The sequence below is a fragment of the Achromobacter sp. UMC71 genome (assembly GCF_014170305.1).
Taxonomy (GTDB): Bacteria; Pseudomonadota; Gammaproteobacteria; order Burkholderiales; family Burkholderiaceae_B; genus Achromobacter.
Window position 1 is genome coordinate 37,595 of record NZ_LZZT01000036.1, and the last position, 14,298, is coordinate 51,892.

Sequence of the window (14,298 nt, forward strand, 5' to 3'; positions counted from 1 at the left end):
TTGCTATAAGGGAATGTGAAAATGGAACCCCAACGGATCACGCTGCACGCGGCGGACGGTATGGCGCTGGGCGGGTTTGTGTGGCGTCATGCCGAGGCGGATGGCGCTGACACTGATGCTTTCTCGAAGCAAGCGACGCGCCCCGAGCGTGCCGGCCCCGGGGGCGAACATGCGGGGCATCCCGGGATGACCCATCCCGGGATGCCCCGCCCAGTGGTAATCATCAACGCCGCGACCTCCGTGCGTTGCCGCTACTACGCGCGCTTCGCCGCCTACCTGCACCAGCACGGCTTCGACGTGGTGACCTACGACTACCGCGGCATCGGCGAATCGCGGCCCGCCTCCTTGCGGGGCTTCCAGGCTTCATGGATGGATTGGGGCGAGCGCGATTTCGAAGCCGTGCTGCAGTACGTGGCGACCCACTTCCCCGGTCAGCCGGTGGACGTGGTGGCGCACAGCATCGGCGGCTTCGTCACGGGCCTGGCGCCGTCGGCGCGGCACGTGCGCCGCATCTTCACCATGGGCGCGCAATACGCCTACTGGCGCGATTACGCGCCGGGCAAGCGCCTGCGCATGCTGGCCAAGTGGCATGTGGCCATGCCGCTGCTGGCCGTTTGCCTGGGCTACTTTCCCGGACGCCGGCTGGGCTGGCTGGAAGACACGCCGCGGGGCGTCGTGCGGGACTGGAGCTTCATGGGCCCGCGCTTCGAGGCGCGCAGCGCGCCGGCCGATGCCGCCCGCCGCCAAGCCGCGATGGCGGCGGTGACGGCGCCGATCCTGGCGCTTGGCGTGACCGACGACGAATTCGGCACCGAGGGCGCCATTAGCCGGCTGCTGGCGTATTTCACCGGCAGCGCCCGCACGCATCTGCGGCTGGCGCCTGCCTCGCTGGGGCTGGACGGCATCGGTCATTTCGCGTTCTTCCACGAACGCTTTCGCGAGGCGCTATGGCCGATCGCCCTGGGCTGGCTCAGCCGCGGGGAGCGGCGGGTGGCGGGGGTGACGCCCATACGTTGTGACTGCGCGGCGTCTCTAGCCGGTAGTCCGAGTATTTCCGCGTAAAGAACTCGGCGCCCAGCATTTCGGCGGCCAGCAGGGGGGTGCGCGGATCCGCCGCGATTTCACCGCGGCGGTTGCCGGCGCCATGCACATAGCCGACGAAATCGGCATGGGTGTAGCGGGCGAATTCCTGCACTTGGTGCACCACGCCCAGCACGGCGCCAGGGTAGGTTTCTTCCGAGGCCACGGTCAGGCCCAGGCGCTTGCCGGCCATGGCCGCCTTGACGCGTTCCGGCTCGGGGCCCGAGCCGGCGTAATGGCTGAACGAGCGGTCGAAGAACGCCTTGGTCTGTGCCGACATGCCGTACCAATAGAGCGGCGTGCAGAACAGCACGCCTTCGGCCGGCAGGAAGTGGTCCAGGAACAATTCGGCGTAACGGTCATCGGGGGCGGGCGCGTGGCGCAGGTCCGGCAGGAAATGCTGGATGTAGTCGTCCAGCACCAGCAGCGTGGCCGCCGTGCCGGCCATCTGTGCGCCGCGTTGGGCCGCGGTGCCCAGCGCCATGCTGTTGCCGTCGCGGCGCGGGCTGCCCACCAGGATGAGCAGCTTGGGTTGATGATCTGAATTCAAGTGAAATGCCTCGATGGAGAGAAGGGGCCTAAGGTAGAAGCAAGCATTCAATAGAGACCTTCAATTTACGAAGGCGCTACCTCGACGACAAACGAGAATTTCTTGGCTAAGATGAATTGAATTCATCCACAAGGCCAGCCATGTTTGCCTCCTTGCCCGTGACGTCCTTGCGCGCGTTTGAAGCCGCCGCGCGGCTGCGCAGCTTCAAGCTGGCGGCGGCCGAGCTGTCCGTCACGCCCACGGCCGTGTCGCACCAGATCAAGGCGCTGGAGCGCCATGCGGGCGTCGCGCTGTTCGACCGGGTGCCGCAAGGTGTGCGCCTGACCGACAGCGGCGCGCGCTTGTTCGCCAGCACGCACGGCGCCTTCCTGGATATCGCGCAGACGCTGGACGCCCTGCGCCCGGCCAGCGCGGCAGGCGCGCTGACGTTGTCCACCACCCACTCGTTCGCCGCGCTGTGGCTGGTGCCGCGGCTGGGGCGCTTTCATCAGGCCTATCCGCAGTATCAGTTGCGCTTGTCGACGCAAGCCGAAGTCATTGACCTGCTGCAGGACGCCAGCGTCGACGTGGCGATCCGCTACAGCAGCCGGCGTTATCCGGCGCTGTATGCGGCCTGCGCCTTGCAGGAATCGTTCGGCGTCTACGGCGCGCCCGCGCTGGTGGCGCAGGCGCGCCGCGCCGGCCGGGCCAAGCCGGCGCTGGTGACCGTGCACTGGCGCGACTCGGCGCTGTACGAAGAAGGGTGGCGGCAGTGGTGCGACGCGGCGGGCCTGCCGGGGTGGCGCAAGCCGGCATCGGTGCACGCGTATACGGAAGAGCACTACGCCTTGCAGGCGGCCATCGCCGGGCAGGGGCTGGTGCTGGCCAGCTCGGTGATGGTGTCCGACAGCATCAAGGCCGGCACGCTGGTGCCGCTGCGGCCGCAGGTCAGCGTGGCGGGCTCGGCCTACACCGCGCTGTGCGCGCCGGGCCGCGAGCGCCATCCGCCGGTGAAGGCGTTTCTGGCGTGGCTGCGGCGGGAATTCAAGGAATAGCGGTCTGGGGTCATGTCCGCTTCGGGCGGGGCAGCAGCGGCAGCGCCGCCAGCATCGCCAGGCCCGCCGCCAGCCAGGCCAGCGGCCAGGAGGTGGCGGTGACCAGATGGGGCAAAGCCAGCGGCGTCAGGAACAGGCCCAGATAGACGCAGGTATTGGCCAGGCCCAGCGCGGTGCCGGCGCGCTGGGCGCCGGCCAGCGTGGCCAGTTCGGTATAGGCCACGCCGTGCCAGGCGGACACGCAGATGCCGGCCGCCGCCAGCAGCAAGGCCACCAGCGCCCGCGCGCCCGTGTCGGCGGGTGCGCCGCGCACGGCCCAGGCCGCGCCGGCCAGCACGGCGAACAGCAAGAAACCCAGCCACGCGCAGCCGCGCAGATAGGCGTGCCGGTTGCCATGGCGGTCGGTCCAGCGGCCGCTGGCGATGCGCGCCACCATGGCCCCCAATTGCACCGCCACCATCACGGCCGTCAGCGTCGCGATGCCGGCGCCGCTGAAGTCGTGCAGGAACACCGTGGCGAAAGTCAGCACCGCGAATTGCGGGCAGCACAGCAGGCCGATGGCCAGCGCGGCGCGCCAGACGCGGGCATCGCGCAGCGGGCTGGCGGGCACGTCGCGGGACGGGGCCGCAGGCAACCGTCCGGACGTCGCGGGCGTCACGCTGGCGCCTGGGTGGACCTGGGCCTCCCCGGTGCGCGGCGCCGATACGGCTGGCTTGCGCTCGGGCTCGCGCAGCCACCCCAGTGTCAGCAGCGCCGCCCCGGCGCACAAGCTCCCCAGCAACCCGAACACCGCGCCGAAGCCGACCCGCGAGGCCAGCCACGGCAACGTCAGCGCGCCCAGGCCGCCGCCCAGCGGCACGGCGGTCTGGCGGATGCTCATGGCCAGGCCGCGCTCGCCTTCGTCGAACCAGGCCATCACGGCGCGCCCGCTGGCGCCATTGACGCTGCCGCCCATGACGCCGACCAGCAGCAAGCCCAGCGCCAGCAGCCACAAGGCGGGGGGCATGCCGCCGGCCGGCGCGGCATACAGGCTCATCCAGGCCAGCGCCGCCGAGGTTGCGCCCAGGCCGGCCAGCAGCACGGGCCGGTCGCCCCAGCGGTCGGCCAGCATGCCCCAGGGCAGTTCAAACAACGCCACGCCCAGACCCATCAGGCCCAGCGCCAGGCCCAATTGGTCGTTGTCCAGCCGATAGCCCGACCGCATGAATACCGCGCTGGCCGGCAGGCCGGCGGCGGCGGCCGAGAAGGCGGCGTTGGCTGCCACGCCGACCGCCAGCACCTTCCAGCGGTGGGCGGAGCGAACGGCCGGCAGAGCGGCGGGGGCGGTGAACGTGGACGAAGACATGGCGGGCTCCAGACAGGATTGACGCGTCGTAGTCTGCGCCCGTAACATCATTCTGAAAATCAGGAAATATTCAATCAAAGGTTTTGAAAAACAGGACAATAAATGCGGCCTGTCACCTTCGACCTGGACGTGCTGCGCAGCTTCGTGGCTGGCGTGGAACTGGGCAGCTTCGGCCGCGCGGCCGACCGGCTGGGCCGCTCCACGTCCGCCGTCAGCGCGCAACTGAAAAAACTGGAAGAGCAGGCCGGCGTGCCGCTGCTGCGCAAGGCCGGGCGCGGCCTGGCACTGACCGACGCCGGCGAGACCATGCTGGCCTACGCGCGCCGGCTGCTGGAATTGAACGACCAGGCCTCGGTGGCGGTGCGCGGCGCGCAGTTGCAGGGCCGCGTGCGCCTGGGCCTGCAAGAGGATTTCGGCGAAATCCTCTTGCCGCAGGTGCTGGGCCAGTTCGCGCGCACCCATCCGCAGGTCCGGATAGAGGCGCGCGTGGCGCGCAATGCCGACCTGCTTGACCGCGTTGCCGGCGGCGAACTCGATCTGGCGCTGGCCTGGGAGCATGACGCGGCACGGTCTCATGGGGTCCGGCTGGCCGAATTGCCCATGTGCTGGATTGGTCCAGCGGGGGCGGCGGTCGCCCGCGATGCCGACGGCGCCTTGCCACTGGTCGCGTTCGAGGCGCCCTGCCTGTTCCGCAGCCGCGCCACCGACGCGCTGGACCGTGCCGGCATCGCCTGGACGTCGGCGTTCATCAGCCCCAGCCTGGCGGGCTTGTGGGCGGCGGTCAGCGCCGGCCTGGGCGTGATGGTGCGCACGCCCTTGGGCCTGCCCGCCAGCCTGCGGGTGATGGCGCCGGGCGAACAGGGGCTGCCGTCCTTGCCCGGCCTGGCCTTGTCGCTGTATGGCGCCCAAGCCCGGCCCGGCCCCGTCGCCGCCGCGCTGGCGGACATCGTGCGCCAATGCGTACGCGACAGCGTCGCCGCGCTGCCCGCCTTGCCTGGCCCGCCGGCCCGCATCATTGCTACGGAGGCTGCCCGCCTTGAACCGGTTTCATGAAATGAGCGTGTTCCTGGCGGTCGCCGAAGCCCAGAGCTTTGCCGCCGCTGCTCGCCGCCTGGCCATGTCGGCGCCCGCGGTGACCCGCAGCGTCGCGGCGCTGGAGCGCCGCTTGGGCACGCTGCTGCTGGTGCGCACCACCCGCAGCCTGCGCCTGACCGAAGCCGGCCAGCGCTACGCGGCCGACTGCCGCCGCATCCTCGACGACGTCGAGCAGGCCGACGACGCGGCCGCCGGGGCCATGGCCGCGCCGCGCGGGTCGTTGCATATCACCGCGCCGTCGCGGTTCGGTGAATTGCACGTCATGCCCGCGGTGCTGGGGTATCTGCGCGAGCATCGCGAAGTCACGGTGCGCGCCTTGCTGGTGGACCGCGTGGTCAACCTGATGGACGAAGGCGTGGACGTGGCGGTGCGCATCGGCGCGCTGCCCGACTCGTCCTTGACGGCCATCGCGGTGGGACACGTGCGCCGCGTGGTGTGCGCGTCGCCCGGTTTCCTGCAGCGCTTTGGCACGCCGGACACGCCCGATGCGCTGGCGCAGTTCTGCACCATCACCGCGGCCATGGAAGGCCGCGGCAATCAGTGGCGCTTTCTGCAGGACGGCCAGCCGCGGCGCCTGCCGATGGCGTCGCAATTGACCGTCACCTCGTTCCAGGCGGCGGTCAAGGCCGCGTGCGAGGGCTGGGGCCTGACCCAGGTAGTGTCTTACCAGGTGGCGCGCCACCTGGCCAGCGGTGCGCTGCAAGTGGTGCTGCGCGACTACGAACTGCCGCCGCTGCCGGTCCACGTCGTCTACCCCGAAGGCCGCAAAAGCTCGGCCAAGGTCCGCAGCTTCGTCGATTTTTGCGTGGATGCCTTGCGGCGCGATCTGGCGGCGTTGCCGGTGTAGACGGATGGGGCCATCCCCGGGCGGCGAGCGCGTCGCGTACGGCTTGTGGGGGGCACCCTCCGTTTTTCGCAATAGTCTCTTGTGTCCGCCGGCGGTTCTCTGGCGGCCCGCGCCGGTTCAAGATGAAGGCCTGTTCCCCTTTCTTGAGATGCCGCCATGTCCGCCGCGCCCCTGACGTTCTACAGTTTTCCCTTGTCCGGCCACGCCCACCGCGTTGCGCTGATGCTATCCCTGCTGGACGTACCGCACCGCGTGGTCGAGGTGGATCTGCGCAGCGGCGCGCAGAAGCAGCCCGACTTCCTGACGCTGAACGCCTTCGGCCAGGTGCCGGTGATCGACGACAACGGCGTGGTGATCGCGGATTCGACCGCCATCCTGGTGTACCTGTGCAAGCGTTACAACGGCCAGGCCTGGTTGCCGGAGGATGCCGTGGGCGCAGCCAAGGTGCAGCGCTGGCTGTCGGCGGCCTCAGGCCCGCTGGCGGGCGGCCCCGCTGCGGCGCGGCTGGTGACGCTGTTCGGCGCGCCCTATGACGTGCCGGCCACGCTGACCCGCGCGCATGCCTTGCTGGCCGTGATGGAACTGGAATTAACCGCGACCGGCTATCTGGCAGGCGCCGCCCCCACTATCGCGGACGTGGCCTGCTATGCCTATGTGGCGCATGCGCCCGAAGGCAATGTGTCGCTGGCCGCGTATCCGCGGGTGCAAGCCTGGCTGGGCCGGATCGAGGCGTTGCCCGGATTCGTGCCGATGCTGTCGTCGCCGGTCGGCCTGCTGGCCGCCTGACGCCGTCCGCCCCTCGCTTGACGTTACCGACGGCGGCGCTTCTCGGCGCCGCCGCGCGCAAGGAGCAAGACATGAACCGCACTTCAATGAACCCTGCCTTGATCGATGCGCCGGCCCCCGCCGCGCCCTGGCACGCAGGCGAGCGCGACCTGCAGGCCCGCGTCGGCATGGCGGACCGCATGGCCCAGATCGGCGCCAAGGTGATCCGCGACCACATGCCGGACCAGCATCGGATCTTCTTCGAGCAACTGCCGTTCGTGGTGGCGGGCGCGGTCGATGGGCAGGGCGACCCCTGGGCCGGCGTGCTGGAAGGCGAGCCCGGTTTCCTGCGCTCGCCGGACGCGATGACGCTGCAAGTGGCCGCCATGCCCGACGCTGACGATCCGCTGCGCGATGGCCTGGGACCGGACCAGGCGGTGGCGCTGCTGGGCATCGAATTGCACACGCGCCGCCGCAACCGCATGAACGGCCGCATCAGCGCCTGGGACGGCAAGCGTTTTGCGATCACGGTGGGGGAATCGTTCGGCAATTGCCCGCAGTACATCCAGGCGCGCGAGTTCTATTTCTCGCGATCGCCCGCGCTGCGCTTTCCCGCGGTGGTGCAGCCGCGCACCGGTTTGGACGAAGCGGACCGCGCGTTGATCACGCGGTCGGATACCCTGTTCGTGGCCAGCTATGCCGACACGGATGCCGGCGCGAGCCCACAAGCCCCAAGCGAGGCCGGCGCCGCGCGCCGGGTCGACGTCTCGCATCGCGGCGGCAAGCCCGGCTTCGTGCGGGTCGATGGCGACACCCTGACGATTCCGGACTTCTCCGGCAACCGCTTCTTCAACACGCTGGGCAACCTGATGGTGAATCCGCGCGCCGGCCTGTTGTTCATCGACTTCGAGCGTGGCGACGTGCTGCAGGTGTCCGGCCGCGCCGAGGTTGTGCTGGATAGCCCGGAGATCGCGGCCTTCGAAGGCGCCGAGCGCTTGTGGCGGGTGCATGTGCGGCAGGTGCGCACGCGCCGGGGCGCGCTGGCGCTGCGCTGGCACTTCGGCGGCTATTCGCCGACCGCGTTGGCGACGGGCCAGTGGCCGGGGGGTGTCGCGGCGCAGGGCATGCCGTAGCCGCCGCCGGGGCCGGGTCCGCTGGACCGAGGGCTGTCCGGATCAGCCTTCGACCTTCTGCACCACGGTGTCGTGCGGGCCCAGCAGGCGGCCGTCCTGCGCATGGATTTCCAGCCGCTTGACGGGTTGGCCGCGCTTGCGGTCGATCAGCAGGGAATGGGCTTCGGCGGGGCCGTAGTAGTGGTCTTCGCCCCATTGGCGCAGACCGACGATGACGGGAAACAGCGCCTGGCCTTTTTCCGTCAGCACGTATTCCTGGTAGGCGCTGCCGTCCGATGCCGGCACGCTGGCCAGGATGCCGTGCGCGGCCAGCGTGCGCAGGCGGTCGCTGAGGATGTTTTTGGCCACGCCCAGGCTTTTCTGGAATTCGCCAAAGCGCCGCAGGCCATCGAACGCGTCGCGCACGATCAACAGCGACCACCAATCTCCGATGGCGTCGAGCGAGCGCGCCACCGGGCAGGAGGCGCCTTCAAGGCTGGTGCGTTTAACCATGTCGTACGGACCTTTGCCGGCCAAGCCGGCGGGATCGCCCGCTGCCGGGCAGCGGACATGCCAAATTAGTAGTTGCATTATAAAACCTTTGAACCTAGCATTCTAGTTTTGTTATGAAACCATAGAGATCGCCATGCCAGACCCTTCCGATTCTTCCGTCTTGCCCGGCCGCGCGGCGCCGCCGGCCCCCGCCCGCGCTGCCGGCCAGGCCCCCGGCCGCATGCCCGCCTCGCTGGTGATGCTGCTGGCCGTGGCCTGCGCCTTGAGCGTGGCCAACGTCTACTACGCTCAACCCTTGCTGGACGCGATGGGCCGCGAATTCGGCCTGGACGAGGGGGCGGTAGGCATCGTGGTCACCGCCACGCAGGTCGGCTGCGCCATCGCGCTGCTGCTGGTGGTGCCGCTGGGCGATCTGCTGGACCGGCGCCGCCTGATGCTAGGGCAACTGGGGTTGCTGGTGCTGGCGCTGGCGGCGGTGGCGGGCGCCACGACTTCGCCGTGGCTGCTGGCCGGCATGTTGGCGCTGGGGCTGCTGGGCACCGCCATGACCCAGGGCCTGCTGGCGCTCTCGGCGGCGCTGGCCGCACCCGCCGAGCGCGGACGGGTGGTGGGCGCCGCGCAGGGCGGGGTGGTGATCGGCCTGTTGCTGGCGCGTACGCTGGCCGGCGCGGTGGCCGACCTGTGGGGCTGGCGCGCGGTGTACCTGGTGTCGGCGGCGCTGGCCGCCATATTGGCGCTGGTGTTGGCGCGTTGGCTGCCGCGCCGCGACTTGCCGGTGGCCGGCCTGCGCTATGGCGCCTTGCTGCGTTCGCTGTTCACGCTGTTGGCGACCGAACGCGTGTTGCAGGTGCGCGGCGTGATCGCGCTGCTGATGTTCGCGAGCTTCAGTGCCTTCTGGACCGCGCTGGTGCTGCCCTTGAGCGCGCCGCCGTATTCGTTGACGCACACCGCGGTGGGCGCGTTCGGCCTGGTGGGCGTGGCCGGCGTGCTGGTGGCGGCGCGGGCCGGCCGCCTCGCAGATCGCGGCCTGGGCCAGCGCACCACCGGGGCAGGGCTGGCGCTGCTCTGCCTGGCCTGGATCCCCATTGCGTTCCTGGATCACAGCCTGTGGGCGCTGGCGCTGGGCGTGCTGTTGCTGGACATCGCGGCGCAGGCTTTGCACGTTACCAATCAGACCATGATCTTCAGCATTGGCGCGCAGGCGCACAGCCGGCTGGTGGGCGGCTACATGATGTTCTATGCGGTGGGCAGCGGCCTGGGGTCGATCGCGTCGACTTACGTGTATGCGCAGGCCGGCTGGCTGGGCGTGTGCGTACTGGGCGCGGGCCTGGGCCTGGTGGCCATGGTGTTCTGGATCGTGACCTTGCCGCGCAAGGCGCCGCTGAAGGCGGCCTGCGCCAGGCCGCCCGCGGTTCAGTGATGTTCCAGCGTGTGCGAGATCGCCGCCACCTGGCGTGCAAACGCCGGATCGGCGCGGTCGCGCGGCCGCGGCAGGTGGATCTCGTAGTTGCCCACGATATTGGCCGGGCGTCCGCCCAGCACCACCACCTTGTCGGCCAGGAACACGGCTTCTTCGATGTCGTGCGTCACGAACAGCACCGCCGCGCCCGATGCTTGCCACACGCGAATCAGCTCTTGCTGCAGGTTGCGGCGGGTGATCGCATCGACCGCACTGAATGGCTCGTCCATCAGCAGCAGGTCCGGCTTGACCGCCAGCGCGCGGGCGATGCCCACGCGCTGCGCCTGGCCGCCGGACAGTTGATGCGGCCAGCGGCGGCCATAGTCGCCCAGGCCGGTCAGCTGCAGCGCCGAGTCGATGCGCTGCTGGCGTTCCTGGCGAGCCAGGCCCAGGCCTTCCAGGCCGTAGCCGACGTTGCCGCCGACCGTGCGCCAGGGCATCAGGCGGCTATCCTGAAACACCACGGCGCGGTTGCGGCGTCCTGGGCGCGTCGGCGCTTGAAAGCGCACCTCGCCGCCGGCCGGCTCGGCCAGTCCCGCGGCCGCGCGCAGCAGCGTCGACTTGCCTACGCCCGAGCCACCCACCACCGCTACGAAGCTGCCCGCCTCGATATCCAGGGACAGCCCCTGGATGACGGGCATGTCGGCGCCGGGGTGCAGATACGAGAGCTTGGAGAATTCGATTACGGACGCCATTGCAGCACCTTGCCTTCGACGGCGGAAAACGCCATGTCGCAGATCGTGTAGACCAGCGAGATGATCAGCATGTAGACCACCACCGCATCGTAGGCGCCCACGCCGGCCGCGGCGTTCATTTCCTGGCCCATGCCGGGCACGCCCAGCAGTTCGGCGGCGATCAGCGTCATCCAGGCCTGGCCGATGCCGGTACGCACGCCCGACAGGGCGCCAGGGGCGATGGCCGGCAGGGTCACGGTCAGCGCGCGCGCCAGATAGCCGCCATGGCCAAAGGCGCGGGCCAGTTCGTAAAAACGCGGGTCCACGTTGCGCACCGCGCTGTAGGTGGCGAAGTAGTTGACCCAGAACACGCCGATGGCGATCACGAACGCCGCGCCGGCATGGCTGACCTTGAACCAGGCGATGGCGAATACCACCCAGGCCAGCGGCGGAATCGGCCGCAGGATGCGCGCCAGATACGCCTGCATCAAATCAAAGCGCGGCAGCGTGGCCGCGGCCAGACCGACGGCAAAGCCCAGCGCGGTGCCCGCGGCCAGGCCCCAGAAATAGTGCACCAGGCTGGAGCCGATGGCCGGCAGCAGCCGGCCCGACTGCCATTCCTGCGCCAGCGTAGCGGGCAGTGCGAAGGGGTCGGGCAGGGTGCCCGCAGGCGCCCACTGCCAGATCAGCGCGGCTTTCCAGATCCCGATGAAGATGACCAGCCCCGCGACGCCATAGGCGGCCCGGCGCACGGACGCATGCCAGGGCAGGGGCGCGCCGCGCTTGCCGGCTGCCGGGTTGGCGCAGGCCTGGGCGGTCGGGCTCATGGCTTGGCGGCCCGGTCGAAGTAACGCGTGTCGAACAACTGCTTCACGTCCACGGCCGGCGCCTCGACCGTGCCCAGGCTGGCCTGGAAGGCCTGCAGCTCGGCGGTCGCGTTGACGATGGCGTGCGGATCGGCCACGAACTGGTCGTGCGAATTGCGGATGGCCTTTTCGACCAGCGCGCGGTCCAGGCGGCCGCCGCCCACGTATTTCTGCACGTGGCCCGCGGCGCGCGCCGGATCATTCTTGAGCAGGGCGGTGGCGGCCAGCTGGGCATTGACCAGCTGCTGCACCACCTCGGGGTGATCGGCGATCAGCTTGTCGCGCACCAGCAGCACGGCGCCGGGCTGGTTCGGAAACAGTTGCGAGCCGCGCGCCACCACGCGGGATTCCGGGGCGCGCGTCAGCACCGTCGTCACGGTCGGCTCCAGGATCGCGGCGCCGTCGATGGCGCCGGTCAGCAGCGATTGCTGGATCTGCGCTTCGCCCTGGTAGATCAGTTCCAGGCTGGCCGGGTCGGCCTTGATCTGCTTGCGCAGCCAGTACTGCAGTGCGGCTTCTGGCACCGCGCCCTTGGGGTAGCTGGCGATGACGGGCTTTCTGCCCTTGTCCTTGGCAAAGCGCGCAAAGGCCGTGGCGGGATCGCCCGACGCGAAATACGGCGCCAGCGCGCCCAGCGCCACCACGTTCACCTGCTCGACGATATTGGAGGCCACCACCTTGATGCCGGCGCCCTTGGCGCTGGCCACCAGCGCTGGGCCGATACCCACATAGGCCACGTCCAACTGGCCGGCCAACAGCGCCTGCGTCAGCGCGGGGCCGCTCTGGAACTGCACCAGTTTGGGCGCCGGGGCGCCCTTGGCCTGCAAGGTGCCTTCTTCCAGCGCCACGAACAACTGGGCATCCGGCAGGATCGGCAGGTAACCGATTTCCAGCGCGGGCGGCGCGGCATGGGCGGGTGCAACAGCGAAGGCGGTGGCGATGAGCGCGGCGGAAAACAGCTTGCGAAGCATGGGGGAAGGGTCCTGTACTACGCCTTGATACGGCTGGCGTCTTGCCTGCGGGCAGGATTTCCGATGTCCGCTTAATAATTTTAGATATGTTTATTTCTTTTCTTTATTCTTTTTGGTTATATATTTAATCGCGCTGTCTCCTATGAAAAAGACCGCCGCAGCGGTCTTGGATCAAGCGAGCCGCAGGGGATTCAGGGCTGAATCGCGTACTCGTTCGACCCGGCGACCACCGCGGCCAGGCCCGGCGCCTGCGTGAGCTTGTGCAGCGCATAGGTCTGGGCCGTGGCGATCTTGGCCTCGTGGAAAGCCGGGTCCTCGGCGTGATGGTCCAGCGACGCGAGCAGCGCGCGCGCCATCTGCCAGCCGGCCAGCACGGTGCCCGCCAGCAGCAGATAGGGCACCGCCGCGCCGAACACGGCATTGGGATGCGCGGCGGCGTTGGCCACCACGAAGTCCACCGCGTTGGCCAGCGCCAGGCGGCCCTGGCGCAGCGGCGTCAGCACCCGCCTGGCGGCCGGCTCGCTGCGGGCTTGCAGCGCTTCTTCGGTCTTGCGGATTTCTTCGATCAGCGCCTGCGCCACCGCGCCGCCGTCGCGCAGCGTCTTGCGGCCCACCAGGTCGTTGGCCTGGATGGCGGTGGTGCCTTCGTAGATCGTCAGGATGCGCGCGTCGCGGTAATACTGCGCGGCGCCGGTCTCTTCAATGAAGCCCATGCCGCCGTGCACTTGCACGCCCAGGCTGGCCACGTCGATCGACGTCTCGGTGCACCAGCCCTTGACGATGGGCACCAGGAATTCCTGCACCGCCAGATGGCGGGCGCGGGCTTCGGCGTCGGGGCTGGCATGCGCCAGGTCGGCATGGCCCGCGGTGTAGTAGGCCAGCGCGCGGCCGGCTTCCGTCAGCGCCCGCATCGTGCCGAGCATGCGGCGCACGTCCGGATGGTGGATGATGGTCACCGCCTCGCGCGACGACCCGTCCACCGGACGGCTCTGCACCCGCTCCGCGGCATAGGCCAGGGCGTGCTGGTAGGCGCGGTCGGCCACTGCGATGCCCTGCACCCCCACGGCAAAGCGCGCGGCGTTCATCATGATGAACATCGCGTCCAGGCCGCGGTTTTCCTTGCCCACCAGATAGCCCAGGGCGCCGCCCGCGTCGCCGAACTGCAGCGTGGCCGTCGGGCTGGCCTTGATGCCCAGCTTGTGTTCGATCGACACGCAGGTCACGTCGTTGCGCGCGCCCAGCGTGCCATCCTCGTTCACCAGGAACTTGGGCACCAGAAACAGCGAAATCCCTTTCACGCCCTCCGGCGCATCGGGCAGGCGCGCCAGCACCAGGTGCACGATGTTCTCGGCCAGGTCATGCTCGCCATAGGTGATGAAGATCTTCGTGCCGGATATCCGGTACGTGCCGTCGCCCACCGGTTGCGCGCGGCTGCGCAGCAGGGCCAGGTCGGAGCCGGCCTGCGGCTCGGTCAGGTTCATCGTGCCGGTCCATTGGCCCGAGATCATCGGTCCGATGTAGCGTTCGCGCAGCTCCGGCGAGCCGGCGGTCAGCAGCGCTTCGATCGCGCCATTGGTCAGCAGCGGGCACAGCGCGAACGACAGGTTGGCCGCGTTCAGCATTTCGGCGCAGGGGGCGCCGAGCAGGCCCGGCAGGCCTTGGCCGCCGTATTGCTCGGGATGCGTCATGCCTTGCCAGCCGGCGTCGGCGTATTGGCGGAAGGCCTGCTTGAAACCGGGCGACGTCGTCACCGCGCCGTCTTTCCAGGCGCTGGGCTCGCGGTCGGCGGTGTGGTTCAGCGGCGCCAGCACGTCGGCGGCAAAGATCGCGGCTTCCTCCAGCACCGCCTGCGCGGTGTCCGGCGTGGCCTCGGCATAGTCGGGCAGCGCCGCCACTTGCGGCAGGCCCGCAAGGTGGTTCAGCACGAACAGCATGTCTTTCACGGGGGCTTGGTACGTCATGGCGTGGAGCTCCTGGCGTGTGGAAG

General features: G+C 69.6%; 14 protein-coding genes. 7 read left to right on the top strand and 7 right to left on the bottom strand.

Going from position 1 to position 14,298, the window contains the following annotated elements; all coding sequences use genetic code 11:
• Window positions 1-21: 21 nt before the first annotated feature.
• The gene (locus tag A9974_RS17515) at window positions 22-1,062 is read left to right on the top strand and encodes an alpha/beta fold hydrolase (RefSeq protein WP_255468215.1); all 1,041 of its coding nucleotides are present in this window, start codon (window positions 22-24) and stop codon (window positions 1,060-1,062) included.
• On the opposite strand, the gene A9974_RS17520 is transcribed toward A9974_RS17515, so the two are convergent.
• On the bottom strand, window positions 971-1,630 hold the full coding sequence (locus tag A9974_RS17520; RefSeq protein WP_183005441.1) for a flavodoxin family protein: 660 nt from the start codon (window positions 1,628-1,630) through the stop codon (window positions 971-973). The two genes, A9974_RS17515 and A9974_RS17520, sit on opposite strands and share 92 nt — an antisense overlap.
• Before the next feature lie 140 nt (window positions 1,631-1,770).
• Between A9974_RS17520 and A9974_RS17525 the strand changes: the two genes are divergently transcribed.
• Window positions 1,771-2,664 carry a LysR substrate-binding domain-containing protein gene (locus A9974_RS17525; RefSeq protein WP_183005442.1) on the top strand — a complete coding sequence of 298 codons (894 nt, stop codon included), beginning with the start codon at window positions 1,771-1,773 and terminating at the stop codon, window positions 2,662-2,664.
• A gap of 10 nt (window positions 2,665-2,674) precedes the next feature.
• On the opposite strand, the gene A9974_RS17530 is transcribed toward A9974_RS17525, so the two are convergent.
• Window positions 2,675-4,009, bottom strand: a complete 1,335-nt coding sequence (locus A9974_RS17530) for an MFS transporter (protein ID WP_183005443.1) — start codon at window positions 4,007-4,009, stop codon at window positions 2,675-2,677.
• 102 nt (window positions 4,010-4,111) lie between these two features.
• Here A9974_RS17530 and A9974_RS17535 point away from each other — a divergent pair, with 102 nt between their 5' ends.
• From A9974_RS17535 to A9974_RS17550, 4 genes are all read left to right on the top strand, one after another.
• Window positions 4,112-5,062 carry a LysR substrate-binding domain-containing protein gene (locus A9974_RS17535; protein WP_220806002.1) on the top strand — a complete coding sequence of 317 codons (951 nt, stop codon included), beginning with the start codon at window positions 4,112-4,114 and terminating at the stop codon, window positions 5,060-5,062.
• A complete protein-coding gene (locus A9974_RS17540) occupies window positions 5,046-5,951 on the top strand; it encodes a LysR family transcriptional regulator (protein WP_183005444.1) in 906 nt (301 codons plus the stop codon). Before A9974_RS17535 ends, A9974_RS17540 begins: the two co-directional genes overlap by 17 nt.
• Before the next feature lie 156 nt (window positions 5,952-6,107).
• A complete protein-coding gene (locus A9974_RS17545) occupies window positions 6,108-6,737 on the top strand; it encodes a glutathione S-transferase family protein (RefSeq protein ID WP_183005445.1) in 630 nt (209 codons plus the stop codon).
• Between the two features lie 71 nt (window positions 6,738-6,808).
• Window positions 6,809-7,849, top strand: a complete 1,041-nt coding sequence (locus A9974_RS17550) for a pyridoxamine 5'-phosphate oxidase family protein (protein WP_255468216.1) — start codon at window positions 6,809-6,811, stop codon at window positions 7,847-7,849.
• 42 nt (window positions 7,850-7,891) lie between these two features.
• Here A9974_RS17550 and A9974_RS17555 read toward each other — a convergent pair whose 3' ends face one another.
• Entirely contained in the window at window positions 7,892-8,341 is a 450-nt protein-coding gene (locus A9974_RS17555; RefSeq protein WP_183005446.1) for a helix-turn-helix domain-containing protein, read from the bottom strand.
• A gap of 133 nt (window positions 8,342-8,474) precedes the next feature.
• Between A9974_RS17555 and A9974_RS17560 the strand changes: the two genes are divergently transcribed.
• A complete protein-coding gene (locus tag A9974_RS17560) occupies window positions 8,475-9,761 on the top strand; it encodes an MFS transporter (protein ID WP_370539644.1) in 1,287 nt (428 codons plus the stop codon).
• On the opposite strand, the gene A9974_RS17565 is transcribed toward A9974_RS17560, so the two are convergent.
• The 4 genes from A9974_RS17565 to A9974_RS17580 all read right to left on the bottom strand — a co-directional run bounded on the left by A9974_RS17565 (window position 9,755) and on the right by A9974_RS17580 (window position 14,272).
• The gene (locus A9974_RS17565; RefSeq protein ID WP_183005447.1) at window positions 9,755-10,495 is read right to left on the bottom strand and encodes an ABC transporter ATP-binding protein; all 741 of its coding nucleotides are present in this window, start codon (window positions 10,493-10,495) and stop codon (window positions 9,755-9,757) included. The genes A9974_RS17560 and A9974_RS17565 overlap by 7 nt on opposite strands.
• Window positions 10,483-11,301 carry an ABC transporter permease gene (locus tag A9974_RS17570; protein WP_255468217.1) on the bottom strand — a complete coding sequence of 273 codons (819 nt, stop codon included), beginning with the start codon at window positions 11,299-11,301 and terminating at the stop codon, window positions 10,483-10,485. The genes A9974_RS17565 and A9974_RS17570 overlap by 13 nt, the downstream gene beginning before the upstream one ends.
• Window positions 11,298-12,311 (bottom strand): ABC transporter substrate-binding protein, encoded by a 1,014-nt coding sequence (locus A9974_RS17575; RefSeq protein ID WP_183005448.1) that lies wholly within the window; start codon window positions 12,309-12,311, stop codon window positions 11,298-11,300. The genes A9974_RS17570 and A9974_RS17575 overlap by 4 nt, the downstream gene beginning before the upstream one ends.
• A 191-nt stretch (window positions 12,312-12,502) precedes the next feature.
• Window positions 12,503-14,272 carry an acyl-CoA dehydrogenase gene (locus tag A9974_RS17580; RefSeq protein WP_183005449.1) on the bottom strand — a complete coding sequence of 590 codons (1,770 nt, stop codon included), beginning with the start codon at window positions 14,270-14,272 and terminating at the stop codon, window positions 12,503-12,505.
• Between the last annotated feature and the right edge of the window lie 26 nt (window positions 14,273-14,298).